This is a genomic window from Citrobacter sp. Cpa228, from assembly GCF_030333085.1.
GTDB classification, from domain to species: domain Bacteria; phylum Pseudomonadota; class Gammaproteobacteria; order Enterobacterales; family Enterobacteriaceae; genus Citrobacter; species Citrobacter pasteurii.
In genome coordinates this window covers 1-12846 of sequence record NZ_JAOWGQ010000039.1, presented here as the reverse complement: position 1 = coordinate 12846, position 12846 = coordinate 1, and the positions used below count along the sequence as shown (strand labels likewise).

General features: G+C 43.8%; 16 protein-coding genes and 4 pseudogenes. 6 read left to right on the top strand and 14 right to left on the bottom strand.

The window, feature by feature from the left end; genetic code table 11:
* Positions 1-41: 41 nt before the first annotated feature.
* The 4 genes and pseudogenes from OGX91_RS06710 to OGX91_RS06695 form a co-directional block, all read right to left on the bottom strand.
* Positions 42-374: a DUF1493 family protein gene (locus OGX91_RS06710; RefSeq protein WP_149691890.1), complete on the bottom strand. Its 333-nt coding sequence runs from the start codon at positions 372-374 to the stop codon at positions 42-44.
* Positions 368-811: an STM2901 family protein gene (locus OGX91_RS06705; protein ID WP_149691889.1), complete on the bottom strand. Its 444-nt coding sequence runs from the start codon at positions 809-811 to the stop codon at positions 368-370. The genes OGX91_RS06710 and OGX91_RS06705 overlap by 7 nt, the downstream gene beginning before the upstream one ends.
* A 10-nt stretch (positions 812-821) precedes the next feature.
* Positions 822-1259, bottom strand: a pseudogene (locus tag OGX91_RS06700) (Hcp family type VI secretion system effector).
* 291 nt (positions 1260-1550) lie between these two features.
* Positions 1551-1841, bottom strand: a complete 291-nt coding sequence (locus OGX91_RS06695; RefSeq protein WP_040231550.1) for a SymE family type I addiction module toxin — start codon at positions 1839-1841, stop codon at positions 1551-1553.
* A 136-nt stretch (positions 1842-1977) separates the two neighbouring features.
* Here OGX91_RS06695 and OGX91_RS06690 point away from each other — a divergent pair, with 136 nt between their 5' ends.
* Positions 1978-2169: a toxin-antitoxin system HicB family antitoxin gene (locus OGX91_RS06690; protein ID WP_003844491.1), complete on the top strand. Its 192-nt coding sequence runs from the start codon at positions 1978-1980 to the stop codon at positions 2167-2169.
* 1 nt (position 2170) lies between these two features.
* Here OGX91_RS06690 and OGX91_RS06685 read toward each other — a convergent pair.
* The 7 genes and pseudogenes from OGX91_RS06685 to OGX91_RS06655 all read right to left on the bottom strand — a co-directional run.
* Positions 2171-2650 (bottom strand): annotated as a pseudogene (locus tag OGX91_RS06685) (DUF6680 family protein); the annotation flags it as partial.
* A gap of 194 nt (positions 2651-2844) precedes the next feature.
* A complete protein-coding gene (locus tag OGX91_RS06680) occupies positions 2845-3165 on the bottom strand; it encodes a TA system toxin CbtA family protein (RefSeq protein WP_050875549.1) in 321 nt (106 codons plus the stop codon).
* A gap of 32 nt (positions 3166-3197) precedes the next feature.
* A complete protein-coding gene (locus tag OGX91_RS06675; RefSeq protein ID WP_223307978.1) occupies positions 3198-3392 on the bottom strand; it encodes a hypothetical protein in 195 nt (64 codons plus the stop codon).
* 23 nt (positions 3393-3415) lie between these two features.
* Positions 3416-3748 (bottom strand): type IV toxin-antitoxin system YeeU family antitoxin, encoded by a 333-nt coding sequence (locus OGX91_RS06670; RefSeq protein WP_075848926.1) that lies wholly within the window; start codon positions 3746-3748, stop codon positions 3416-3418.
* Positions 3749-3791: 43 nt separating this feature from the next.
* Positions 3792-4271, bottom strand: coding sequence for a RadC family protein (gene radC, locus OGX91_RS06665; RefSeq protein ID WP_077249807.1), 480 nt, complete (start codon positions 4269-4271; stop codon positions 3792-3794).
* A 193-nt stretch (positions 4272-4464) separates the two neighbouring features.
* Complete coding sequence (locus OGX91_RS06660) at positions 4465-5286, bottom strand: DUF932 domain-containing protein (RefSeq protein WP_075848924.1); 822 nt, start codon at positions 5284-5286, stop codon at positions 4465-4467.
* A 213-nt stretch (positions 5287-5499) separates the two neighbouring features.
* Complete coding sequence (locus tag OGX91_RS06655; protein ID WP_193145710.1) at positions 5500-6552, bottom strand: hypothetical protein; 1053 nt, start codon at positions 6550-6552, stop codon at positions 5500-5502.
* A gap of 644 nt (positions 6553-7196) precedes the next feature.
* Here OGX91_RS06655 and OGX91_RS06650 point away from each other — a divergent pair.
* From OGX91_RS06650 to OGX91_RS06640, 3 genes are all read left to right on the top strand, one after another.
* Positions 7197-7844: an inovirus Gp2 family protein gene (locus tag OGX91_RS06650; protein WP_075848920.1), complete on the top strand. Its 648-nt coding sequence runs from the start codon at positions 7197-7199 to the stop codon at positions 7842-7844.
* 111 nt (positions 7845-7955) lie between these two features.
* A complete protein-coding gene (locus tag OGX91_RS06645) occupies positions 7956-8171 on the top strand; it encodes a helix-turn-helix transcriptional regulator (protein WP_075848918.1) in 216 nt (71 codons plus the stop codon).
* Between the two features lie 244 nt (positions 8172-8415).
* Positions 8416-8904 (top strand): putative zinc ribbon protein, encoded by a 489-nt coding sequence (locus OGX91_RS06640; RefSeq protein WP_075848916.1) that lies wholly within the window; start codon positions 8416-8418, stop codon positions 8902-8904.
* 84 nt (positions 8905-8988) lie between these two features.
* Here OGX91_RS06640 and OGX91_RS06635 read toward each other — a convergent pair whose 3' ends face one another.
* Positions 8989-9429 (bottom strand): helix-turn-helix domain-containing protein, encoded by a 441-nt coding sequence (locus OGX91_RS06635; protein ID WP_075848914.1) that lies wholly within the window; start codon positions 9427-9429, stop codon positions 8989-8991.
* A gap of 362 nt (positions 9430-9791) precedes the next feature.
* Between OGX91_RS06635 and OGX91_RS06630 the strand changes: the two are divergent.
* Positions 9792-10042: pseudogene (locus OGX91_RS06630) on the top strand (type I restriction-modification system subunit M N-terminal domain-containing protein); the annotation flags it as partial.
* Between the two features lie 223 nt (positions 10043-10265).
* Complete coding sequence (locus OGX91_RS06625; protein WP_050875561.1) at positions 10266-10946, top strand: HAD-IB family phosphatase; 681 nt, start codon at positions 10266-10268, stop codon at positions 10944-10946.
* Positions 10947-11093: 147 nt separating this feature from the next.
* Here OGX91_RS06625 and OGX91_RS06620 read toward each other — a convergent pair.
* Together OGX91_RS06620 and OGX91_RS06615 are read right to left on the bottom strand one after the other, a co-directional pair.
* A pseudogene (locus OGX91_RS06620) lies at positions 11094-11618 on the bottom strand (VWA domain-containing protein); the annotation flags it as partial.
* A 17-nt stretch (positions 11619-11635) separates the two neighbouring features.
* Positions 11636-12783, bottom strand: a protein-coding gene (locus OGX91_RS06615) for an IS3 family transposase (RefSeq protein WP_123652889.1) whose coding sequence is annotated in 2 segments (ribosomal slippage) — positions 11636-12546 and positions 12546-12783 — 1149 coding nt in all. Because the reading frame shifts where the segments join, the coding sequence is not laid out codon by codon here.
* Positions 12784-12846: the final 63 nt, after the last annotated feature.

The window sequence follows — 12846 nt, the reverse complement described above, 5'->3', positions numbered from 1 at the left end:
GGGAAGCGGTAGGTCGGATAAATGGCATCCGTCAATAAGGTTCAGTCATAAAGCCATTTACCCGCTTTTGCAGACTCTGCCAGCATGCGGAGTGTTAATGGCTGTGGCTCATCGTCATCTCTGCTACAGGTAAACATTGCATAAAGTATGAATGTCTCAATAGGCCAATATTTATAGAAATTGAAATTGGCGCAATCAACATTGAAAGTTGCAAAGTAAGCATCCATGATGTCTGCGCCCGTTTCACTGGCCCACACATAATCTCCCGTTGAAAGGCTGGTATCGAGAGTGACTGGCCAACGCTTTTTAAAGAATAAGCTGGGTTTATTAAATGTTTCATCGTACCAGGCGATGATATCATCATCACTTACCATAGCTTATCTTTACCTCTGGCTATGGTGTTATATTTAATTGTGACTTTGTATGAAATCTCAGTCACGTCATAAGCCATTATGACAATCCCCAATATTGGAATCCATCTTCCAACAAAAGCGCCCAGATTTGTTACATATGCAAATTTTAATCGTCTTATACTTCCTGTAGTTAGGGTGGGTAAACGTCTAGTTTCTATATTTAACCAATGTCGTAACTGAGAGCTCAGTGGTGATGTCCCTGCAGTTGCCCCTATCGACTTATCTCTGGTTGCGATCGTAGGTTGACCAAGTAAAATTAGACCCAAGGTCATATAATCATTTACGCCAAATTGTTCACTTGTTTTATCCAGGAAAATCCAGAAAAGAAGTTCTCCTGCTGAAAGATTAGCAAACCCTCTGTAGAAATATGTACCGTTAAGCTCTTCGACAGTGTCCATATGATTTCACTTATTCGGTTATGCGTTCATTCCAGGCATCTGAATATTGAATGTTCCCATCGAGATAGTGCCAGGTGATTTTATCGTAACGTAGCTGTACTTATTCTCTATGACCAACATTGATGACAGTTTTAGTGTCATGCATCATCGGTGTTACGGATACAACTTTAACCCCTTCGAGGAGCATGTTGTAGTACTCTACTTCCTGACCTGCATCATTGATCTCGTACCATTTGAATTCGGCCGATTGCAAGCTTTGCCCTGTGGCAACGGCTTTAAAAAGATAAGGGGAAGCGCTATCGAATTCCTTCTCAAAAATCAGTGCGCCGTGCACACGTGTGCCAGTAAGCTTTCCTGTGTTACCATCCGTTGGGATATAAAGGTTATGGCTAAACGATGTCACCTCGATTGAATGTTCGCGATTATTTACATCAACAGAACCCTTTATAGGTGCACCACCATCGTCTTTGAGTCAGAGATAAGCAGGAATTGCCATTTTAATAGTCCACTTTGTTAAAAAATAACATATAAAGGTTTTTACGATTGGTTTGCAATAGTAAAGGCATTAATAATAGATAAAAATAAATAACTTATTCCGCGGGTGAATTTAAAATATCCATATATAATTTAGATGATTGATTTGGGACGGGTAATTAATTTTGAAAGTAGGCCGGATAAGCGTTAGCGCCATCCGGCATCTGGCTAACCTGTAATTAACGCTTACCGGTTCAGCCGCACTTCACTGGAGAGTCGCCAGCGTGCTCTTAATTATTATTAACTTCTGCTGTGACTCTTGCAGCTCATCCTGCAATCGTTGCTCCTGTTCGCCATAGACCATCAGGACGATACAGCCGTTCATCACTTTTACGCTAATCTGTTGCCCGGTATCAAACCCCGCTGTGCGTAGCCACTTACCGGAAAGAATAATTTTGGGTGTGGATTTGTCGAAAACATTCGGGCGATATCCCACAATTACCGAACGCTCGGTTCCGGATTGGTCGCTGTCTGGGGTAGAATGCGAATCAGCCATAATCAACTCCTTGATAGTTGGTGAGGTTAGCTCTCGTCGGGTACTGCGAATACCGGGCGAGGGCGTTTATAAGTCAGGTCGTTAGATAAAAAGGTACGTACCTGATTGGTGATATCTTGCGCTTGTAGGTACGTACATGTCAACGGCTAAACGCGACCCAAATCAGTCCAAATCCGGAAAAGCACCGACTTTTCAGATTCGTATCACGCCGGAGTTAAAGGCGCAGTTCGAGGCTGCTGCAAAAGCAGAAGGGATGAGTTTGGGGAATTGGCTCAAAACCTTGGGGAGAAATGAATTACGTAAATTAGGTATTGAGCCAGAAATGTAGGCTAGTTCAATTGAGAATTTTGAGCGTCAGAAGATTCGGGAAAAGAAACCACATCCATTTTTAATGCTGTTTCACCAGAGAAAATTGAAGCTAGGCCTTTACGAATTTTTTGATTATCTAAATTCATTTTTCCGTGAGCTACAGGTATATAAATAGCGTTCTGCAAATGAACTCGATCAAAATCGTAGCCTATATCTTCAGCCATAACCGAAAGTAAATTCACAAATAGTCTATCGCTAGTTTGATTCCACATCGTGTTACCACTCTCACTTTCTGGACAGTGAGTACATAAATGAGTGAAATATTCTTTCCAGGCATCAAGGGCTTTTTTCTCGGATTTTGTTCTTTTGTTTATACTTCCATTTATATCACCATAGAATGCTAAGTCGATCATATTCAGCGCTCTAACGTGCTCATTGGAAAGGCGAGCTGCGGCCGATCTTGTTGCCATTAGTTCGGTGAATATATTAACTTTTATGTTTCTTTTTTCTGAAGGTTATGAAAATTGAAACGAAATAAAATCTTTGAGGATGATATGAGAATTTTGGCGGAGATCACAGGAGTCGCATTTAATGTATAAATCCATTGAATTTATTGAATATTTTAAAATCTGTTTATCTTTCATGCCCCCAATTATGCCCCCATATGCTTTTCCTTGTTAGATAGCTGTTTAAATTATGCGCGATTTATGCTGAGTTTAAATCTTGCCCGGTGGACATCCAAAGGCGTTAACCAAGGTTCTTGATCTTGCCCGGTGAAACCTCTCTGGTCAATACGGACAAGTTCAAAGCGCTCCACTAGAAAGTTAACCGCATCGACCAGCGAAACTCCTGCCTCAATATGTTCACTGATGATGTTGCCGTCATGAAAAGGTGTGTCATTCAGTGTAAGTCCATAATGTTTATCCAGCAGATATGTAAGTAATGTCTGCCATACCTGCACGGGCTGCAGGTATGGTGAAATCGGCACCGTAACCGGTACAGTAAACTGTTTCATCCGTAATCCTTAATGAGTTAATTTAAGAACGTCTAGTGTGTTGGTTTGCCGTAAAGCATTTGGGCGACGAAGAATTCATTATTACTGTTTTCGAACCAGGTCCAGATATCTGAAACGGGCGTACCGGCGGGAAAATGGAGAAAAGGCTTGCTGATAATAAGACTATCCTCGTCTTCTGCTACAACGATGTATCCCAGTTCCCGCCATAAGGTGTTTAATTGTTCCATAGGAGCACACATTTCTGCCTCCTCTAGATTGGCGGTGAAGCGGGATAAATGGTGATGTATACATAGCCGCAGCTTCCTCGCGTATCGGCTTCACAAACCAATCCTTCTCTTTCAAGACTGATACTGCGCGAATTGTGTGGATCCAGTTCAGAGCTTCGCAGAGCAGCCTCCATGAGGCTGATAAATATCGGGAAACTATGGTCAAGCTCCCGTAATAGCTCAGGTGAGAATTTACCGTAAAGACCGGCTCGGTCGCCCAGGTAATGCAGCCGATTCCTCTCCTGCACTAGGCGGGCACCAAAGCAGGGTGTGATGTCATACCGCAGCCCCCATTGCGGGGAAATGGATGATGTCATGAGTTATTACTCCGGTAATAGATGACGTTTATTGTCAGGGCCTTCATATCAGTCCTTGCTCGGCGAAGGACAGGATGTCACTGCGTCCAACAATGAGATGATCCAGCACACGAACCTCAATGAGTCCAAGAGCCTGTATGAGCCGTTGGGTGATAGTCTTGTCAGCATGGCTGGGGTCAATGCAGCCTGACGGATGGTTATGGGCAAGAATGACAGCAGCAGCATTGTGGCGCAGCGCGCCTTTGACGATTTCGCGTGCATGAACTTCGGTCTTGTTGATGGTGCCGAGAAAAACGATTTCGCTTTCCAGCAGGCGGTTCTGGTTGTCGAGGTAAAACACCATAAAGATCTCGCGCTCAAGTCCAGCCATCTGCAGACGGAGCATATCGCGGACTGCATGGCTGGAGGTCAGCGACTGACCGGACACCCTAAGGTGCCGGTCAAGTAATCGTATTGCACGTTCTATGATACGTAGTGAAGCGGATGGCATCCCTAGTGGGGCTATCATTAGTAATTCAGACATAGTGGGTTTCTCGGTCAATGAGATTTCGAGTGGCAGAAATGGGTAATCGTAATGAAGACTAATGCCCAAGCATAACGATGCTGATATAAGCTAGCTAAGTATGGTGATAGGGAAGATAACGTTTTAGGTATCAGTATTTAATCTGAGGTCACTACAGATATATAAGGAATAAAACGAAGAACAAATATGTAGTCTATGAGCATAGGTGAAGCATATTTTCTGCCATTACCCATAAAGCACGATTGAGTTTTACATCACCATTAATTCCAGTAACAGCACGGGTTCGACTGCTTCTCCCCTTTGCAGTGTGTCCCGGTAGCCCTCCTTTAATCAGGTTCTCCTGAATCCGCTGGTAAGTCGTCCAGAGATCATTATTTTGATCTTCCCAACGGCGGGGTGCCAACAACTGTGTTTCTGTCACTGGCTGGAACTCTTCGCCAAATCGATAGGTCAGTGCCGCTTTAGCCATTGCTTGTTGGGCAGGCGGTGGAAGCAAAAGTGCCTGCATTTCCTCACGTCGCTCATCCACACGATCAAAGATCCCCAAAACCTCATAGGCCCCTTCAATAACTTTCTCAACAACATCTCCTTTGTGGGGGACACGCACTTCGCCAAAGGACTCACCGCAAATTAACCCGTTCTGACATACAGCCCTGAAAATCCCAGGTAACATTTGATAGCTACTCGAACCATCATGGCTGTTAAGCAGGATGATCTCCGGCACCTGTTTGTCGGTGATTTGGCCTTTACGGCGTAACCGCAGCATATGTTTGGTGTGTTCGCGTTTGCTCTGGTCGCGCACACGGGTCTGACAGGCGAAGAACGGCTGAAAACCTTCACGTTGCAGGTTATCCAGTAGGGTAATTGTCGGAATATAAGTATAGCGATCACTGCGTGATGCATGCTTTTCCTCACTGAATACGCTGGGGACGACACAAAACAATTCATCGCGAGTTAAAGGACGGTCGCGGCGGATTACATTCACTTTACCAAAGCGGGAAGCTAAACGAGTCATTTTTCATTCCTTTTAAACTGGTATAAAAAAACCACCCCGAAGGATGGTTTTTTAGATAAGAGAGAATTAATAAAACACTGCTTATAAAAACAAGGTAGTTTTATTAACACATGAATCATATATACTTTAAAAAGTATGCATGTGAATCTTACTTGCATAATCCAGCAGGTATGGAAGTTGACCTGCTATAGATGTAGTTATTTGGAACTTATCCTATTTTTTCCACAGTCGAATGCCAAGTTCCATACGGGTATGTTTTTTTAGGGAGTTCTCATCTACAGATACAACGGACTGACTCATGAATATTTTAATGTATTGTCCATTTATATTGCTAACATCCTTTTTACATTTAAAATCATTAACATAGTTTGTCATTTCATCTAATGTTCGTGGGCGATGTAAAAACCCAACAAAGTAACCACGATTCCTGATGTAATCAGTAAAACCCTCCAGATATATTAGTCGGTGATATTTGTTTCGTGCAATATGCCCTTTGGCTATAGCTGCGAAAGATTTAAATTGTATATTATCAAAGTCAAGAAGCCTGAACAAAAGATCTTTCTCAGCATAAAGAGAGGGAAATCTCTTAATAGAATAAGAAACACTAATGTATAACTGAACCATATTATCAACAATGCCTAGCACTGAAATATCAAGCCTACTAACCATGAATAAATTAATGTCTGCCTTTCCATATGCATGAGTTTGAGCAATTTCAGAGTCCCAAAACGTTTCATTTATGTTTGGAACGATTGATTTAAATTCATCATGCAAAATTTCAATAAGATTTGGCTTTAGATGCTTAATTAAAGAGTAAGGGTTGTCAATTGTATAATTCATGAAACTATAAACAAAGCTATGAGTATCGCTAATGTTAGATATTTTGCTCTTTTTCTTTACATCTTTATGTCCATCAGCAGTATGACTTTCTTTTATTATTACCTCTGTATTTTCCATTTGATACCATATGGCATCAAATGTTTTCTTCATTATCTCTTTTCCCGCAGATGCTTTAAGCAATTCAGCAGTAGTCATTTCATTAAAATCATTTTTAAAGAAACGCTCATTTTCAAAATAATGCTTTCTTTTACTGTAAAAGTATTCTTCTTCATATTTTTCTTTCAATACCTGTAATATGAATCGTGAAATACTTTTACTTTTCCCTTTGCCATCTTTATTTTTTGTCTTGGGAGCAGCTGTCTTCTCAAGAAACTCGAGGAAAGACACATCGTCAAAGTTTACTGAAACTCTTTTTTCACTCGGCATAGACACCTCTAACCCACAAAGTACAGCACTTATTTTTACTAAAAAAGTACAGCACTTTTCTTTAATAGTCCACTATGCCTGTAACTATACTTCTCGCCAAGTCGACATAGCTACCAGCTTCACCAAGTTGTAAGGCTGGTAAAAAACTGAATGGAACACCATATCGCTTCCACGATGCCTATTACTTTCAAGCTCCGTATAAAAATACTGCTACTTCAATTAAAAGAGCTTTTACTATCTCTGACGCACTGGCAGTAGATTCAAGCCCCATTCCTGCATGCCCAAAACTCCCCGACAGGCCACACTAACTTGAGAGTGATTTCAGTGGGTGTCGATAGAAGTTTTCCTTCATTTTTAGGTTTTCTTTCTTCTATTGCCATTCCCTTCCTTTTCCCTTCTGTTCCTTCGTATTGTTAATAATGGACGTAGATGTAGTAGACATAGGTATCAGTAAGCAACAAAGACATACGGAAGTAGATCTACATAAGGGGATATGAGTACCCGTAACCATCCCGTTAGGGGAAATCTATAGGAAGTGGAGTAGTGGCATATCGCAAGGAGAAGAGATTAGTAGATTTCAGCATTCCTTAAATCATTACCAGGTATCCGATGAGCTGAGTTCAATCAGCTAAGGACACCACGTAATGAACACCAAGAACCAAAGCCGGTATGGGGAACTGAATCAAACCTATGTGCACGGTATCACCAGAACAATTGACAGAGCGTTAAAACAGTATCCCCGGCTATTGGCAATCAGATTCGATCTGCGCTTCCCTGACGAAGAAGAGCGTCCAGATTGCCCTACACAGTGTTATACAGGCTCTGAGGTCATCACTCGCTTCATCAACTCGGTAAAAGCACAGATCAAAGCGGACATTAATCGTAAGAGAAAAGCGGGTAAGAAGACCCTGACATGCAACATGAGATTTGTATGGGTACGGGAATTTAATCAGGAAGGGAGCAAGAAACATTATCACGTATTGCTTTTGCTCAACAAAGACGCCTATGCATGGCCGGGGAAGATTAAACAAGATCCTGGTAATACCTTCAACCAGAGTGTTTTTAATATGGTTGTTCGGGCATGGATACGGGCAATCAAACGAGAATACGCGGAAAGCAAGTATGTGGGACTGATTCACATCCCACCAAGCGGGTTTTATCAGTTAAACCGTAATAACCGTTACTTCGAGGACACTTACGAAGATTTGACCTCAAGAGCAATTTATTTGGCTAAAGAGTACAGCAAAGACAACTCCGATGGTCAGCGTAACTTTGGCTGCTCTCAGAACTGATACGTAATTTTTTACGAGGGAGTGGATGTTGAGAAGGAGAATGCGTCAACCGTCAACCACCAGCAATGGCGCGTCTCCTGATTCACTCAATATCAGTATGGAGACAACCCCATGAGCAACAACGACCAACAATCCTACCTCGCCAACGACAAAATGGTCGATATGGCATTTATCACCAGCTTTACGGGCTTAACCGATAAATGGTTCTACAAGCTGATCAAAGACGGAGAGTTTCCGAAGCCAATTAAACTGGGTCGTAGTTCCCGCTGGATGCAAAGTGAAGTGGAGGCCTGGGTTCAAAACCGCATCAATCAGTCGCGACAGTAATATAACTGAGAATAAATCTGATAAGTTAACTCGAGCTACTGACTCAAACCGCCCCAAAGCCTTCATTGAAGCTTTACGCTTTAACACTAACGAGTTACACATCTTAAAAAGAAAACCGGTTAGAAATGCATGTAGCGCATTCTACGCATATCGAAAATAACGACAGAGGTACACTGGGCATGTACACATCTCTTCTGATTGTCATCCCCGTCTCATCTGTATGAAACTAAAAGGAATCATAGCCATGCCCAAGATAAACATATTGCGGGTAAAGCAGTATCTGGCACTCGACGCTGACAATCATTACGTTCCTGCAAAAGAGGTTCAGCCCGGAACTGACAATCTGTGGCGCTGTCCTGATTGCCATTGTCCTGTAAGGCTGCAGGACAACATCATTGGTGAAGAAGCCTGGTTTGAGCATTTTCCGCCTACTAAAGTCACTAAAGCCGATGTGTCAAAATGTGGTTACATTCGGGCAGAAATCAGGAGGCAGGCTTTTCTTCTACGATTACGCGCACTGGTTGACAGTATGGATACCATCAACCCGGTTACGCACTGGTTCTGTGTCTGGTGCAATACTCACTATCAGGGGGAGAAACATTGTAAGACCTGCAAAACGGGGATATACAGCATCAGCAGAGGAGACTGGAGCTGGAATTATAACCAGCCGGAAGGTAAATCGAATTCGGGGAATAAAGCGACAGCTCAGATACCGCCCTCAGGCGACCGGTAAGCCACCCTGAAGGCCGTTGCTCACCATAGCGGAATCCCACGATCTCATCATCAAAACAGCCAGAAATGCGCTTACAGGCCCACACTATCCCTTTATTTTGACCGCCTTACTGGTAGCGAGAGAAGGATGAAATACAGAACTCAGGCCACCTTGCTGAAAAGCATGGATAATTTTGGTTTTATTTTCAACGTCCAAAGCGTCGAAAATAAGGCCCCACCATTTTTTGATATCTTCTTCTGAAAAGTGTTCCTGCTTGGCGTTGTCCGTAAAGGGGTCGCCTTCCCCCGTAATAAGCCAGGTCAGAGAACGTCCGGTACAGGCGGCAATCATAGCCACGCTATCGATACCTGGCTCTGTACCGGTTTTAAGGTATTTTCTCATGGATGCTTCGGAGACCCCGCAATCCCTGGCAAAAGAAGCGACAGACTGCTTTCCTATAACAGCTTTGAGACGCTCGCCGAAATGCTCCGGTCCTTTCGGGATAGGGCGCTCCCCCCAACTGAGCTGACTATGATTACTCTTCATACTGATCAATCCAAGCTATTAGAAAGAAAACTATAGTGCGATACTTAACTTAATTAATAGTAATATTTTACCGAAATCATAGTTATTCGTCTTTATTATTAGCTTTATGCCGTAATATAGTACGGAAAATTCTTTTCATTATATTGCAACCGGAAGATTTGTTGAAGGTGGCAGTACGAACCTACACTTTGGAAAGCAATCCATCCAAAAGCAACGAAAAAAATTACTTCTTACCTGTCATCAGTAATCACAACGTAAGTTGCGCTATGCCCCTGATATCATTAGGCCGGGGTTTTGATACCACGAAATTGAGATAGAATCGCGTTAACAGCAGATGCCAAGGACAGATCACAGGATAAAAAATGACAAGCCTTCAACAGTGTGCAGAACTACATCGTCAAATCAGGGCCATTGCCAACGATGTCAGAGGCTCAGTAGATGGGTGGAATTTTAAACAGTATATTCTCGTGCGCTTTTTTACCGCTTTATCAGTGAAAACTTCTCTAATTACATCGAAGCCGGTGACGATAGTGTCCACTATGCTGCGCTCGACGACAGCATTATCACTGATGACATTAAAGAAGATTCAATCAAAACCAAGCGTTATTTCATCTAAAGTGATGCCGTGGAGAAAAAGCATTGCGTAGAATGTATTCTTAGATAAGTGATCTGAACGTCAGCCATGTGCAAAATATAGTAAACCACTACACTACATTATTGATAACAATAAGCTGTGTAAGACTGTGATCCTCTCATGGTCCAATCCAATTCTGGCATGCTTTCAGTTGCCATCTTCAGATGATAAAATATGCAAAACCTTTCTAATTCAAAAAGGGCTGCTTGTGGATAATTCATTTCGTGCAGAAATAAAGGTTCTTTCCGTTTTCGACTTTGATGGAACGCTTACCCGACATGACAGCTTTATCCCCTTTTTGCGCTTTGCCTTCGGTAACAGTGTCTTCACCCGCCGGTTGGTTAAACTCGCTCTTCCTACCCTGCGGTGTTTGAGTCGCAAACTAACTCGTGATGAACTCAAAGAAATTTTGATATCAACGTTTCTCACTGGTATCGAGGAAAAGTGGGTCAAGGAGAAAGCTGAAGCCTATTGCAACATTTATTGGGGGCGTCTGATGAGAGCATCAGGCCTATTGGCTGTGGCATCAGAAGTGTCTAACAATGTTGAGGTGACACTCTGCTCAGCCTCACCGAGGCTTGTACTTGCTCCGTTTGCTGAACGACTGGGGATCAAGCTCATCGGTACAGAGCTGGAAAGCGTTAATGGTATCCTGACCGGGCGCATTACAGGGCACAATTGTCGTTGCATACAGAAAATTAACCGGCTGGAGTCTATTTACGGACCATTAGATCAGTATCATCTTAGAGCCTGGGGGGACACTCGAGGCGATTATGAATTGCTGGCAGCCGCCAAAGATGCCCACTGGCGGCACTTCCATCCTCGTTGGGACAGAAAAAAAGCTTTTATACACCGCTTAAAAAAGGAGTCGTTCAGGGTCTAAAATCGCACCACATGAACGTTTTAAAGAATAGACCGGGTTAGCTTTCACAGTTTCCTCCATGACCAGTGGTTGACCGTTGATACCTTTAAGACCCAGCCAGCTGGGTCTCTCGCCAGAGCCCTCTAATTAAGCTTATCCGGAAGCAAGCTAAAGGATATTTAACCTTTTTGTTTCATCTATCCACGGTCTAAATTCTTCCAGTAAGTTATCGTATAATTTTTCATCGCTGATAGAGCCGAAGTCATCCATTGCAAAGAAATGGGTGTTATCAACGCGGCGGTCTGTAAAATCATCCAGGTTTTTCAGGATTCCGTAGCTAGACCCACCGAGGCCGACAAATTTCCAGAAGATCGGGAAGTTGGCTGAGCGCCGGATAGCATTCTTAATTGCTCCGGTTTTGCTTATCCCGCCATCGGTAATAAACACTATGTAAACCGGGATTTTTGAGTCTTTGAAGTAGTCGACAATTTCTTCCATTACCGGTGGTTCATTGTTAGTACCACCAAGCCCCGGCAAATTTTCCCAGGCTGAACGCTTTCCGGAGCCACGAATGGTCTGAATGTAATCGTCAAGGTTATCCAGAGTGACGTTTGGATACTTCTTATGCTTCTCTCCAAACCCCCAGACATCCATCTCGCCATCGTCATCGAACTGGGCAGCAAGGACGGCTATGAATCGCCACGGATAATCTAGACACTTCCGAGCCGTTGATAATACTGGTTTTCATATTCTGTCGGTGACATATCATCGCTGGAACCATGCCGACGCTTACTGTTATAAAACATTTCGATGTAATCAAAAATATCACTGCGGGCTTCTTCCCGCGTTCCGTAGATCTTTTTCTTTATCCGTTCGCGTTTCAACAACTGGAAAAAGCTTTCTGCAACCGCATTATCATGGCAGTTACCGCGACGGCTCATGCTGCCTTCCAGGCCGTGTGATTTCAGGAACGACTGCCACTCATGGCTTGTGTACTGACTGCCCTGATCCGAATGAACCAGCACCTGTTTTTGGGGATTACGCCGCCATACAGCCATCAGCAGTGCGTTCAGGACAATGTCCTTTGTCATCCGGGATTGCATGGACCAGCCGATAATTTTGCGTGAGAACAGATCAACAACCACGGCAAGATACAGCCAGCCTTCGTGGGTCCTGATGTAGGTTATGTCCGTTACCCAACGCTCATCCGGAGCATCCGGATTGAACTGTCTCTGGAGCCTGTTGGGTGACACGATACTGGCCTCGCCTTTACGTGCCCGCGGGCTCCGGTATCCGACCTGAGCCTTTATCCCGACACGTTTCATCAGTCGCCAGACCCTGTTCACTCCGCACGGTTGCCCGCTGTCACGCAGATCCAGATGGATTTTGCGATAACCATAGACGCATCCCGATTCCAGCCAGAACTGTTTAATCTGTCCTGTCAGTCTCAGGTCTGCCTGATGGCGTTGTGAATGCGGCTGCTGAAGCCAGGCGTAAAAACCACTGGGATGAACATCCAGCACCCGACAGAGCAGGCGAACAGGCCAGCAACAGGTGTTGTCACGGATAAAGGCGTACCTCAGTCGGACAGCTTTGCGAAGTACGCCGCGGCTTTTTTTAATATGTCCCGTTCGTCGGTAACCCGCTTCAGCTCTTTCTGGAGACGGCGGATCTCGGCCTGAGCATCTGACTGTTCTTTATTTGTGGAAGAATCCGGACCGTACTTCTTTATCCAGGCGTAAAGGCTGTGGGTGGTGATATCGAGACGTGTTGCAACGCTGGCAACAGAATAACCGCGATCAACAACCTGTTTGACTGCTTCAGTTTTAAACTCTTCGGGATAACGCTTACCGCTCATGGGCACCTCTCTTTAAGCCATCTTAAATGACTCTGAGGTGTCTGTTAAACCCGTGGCGATTCA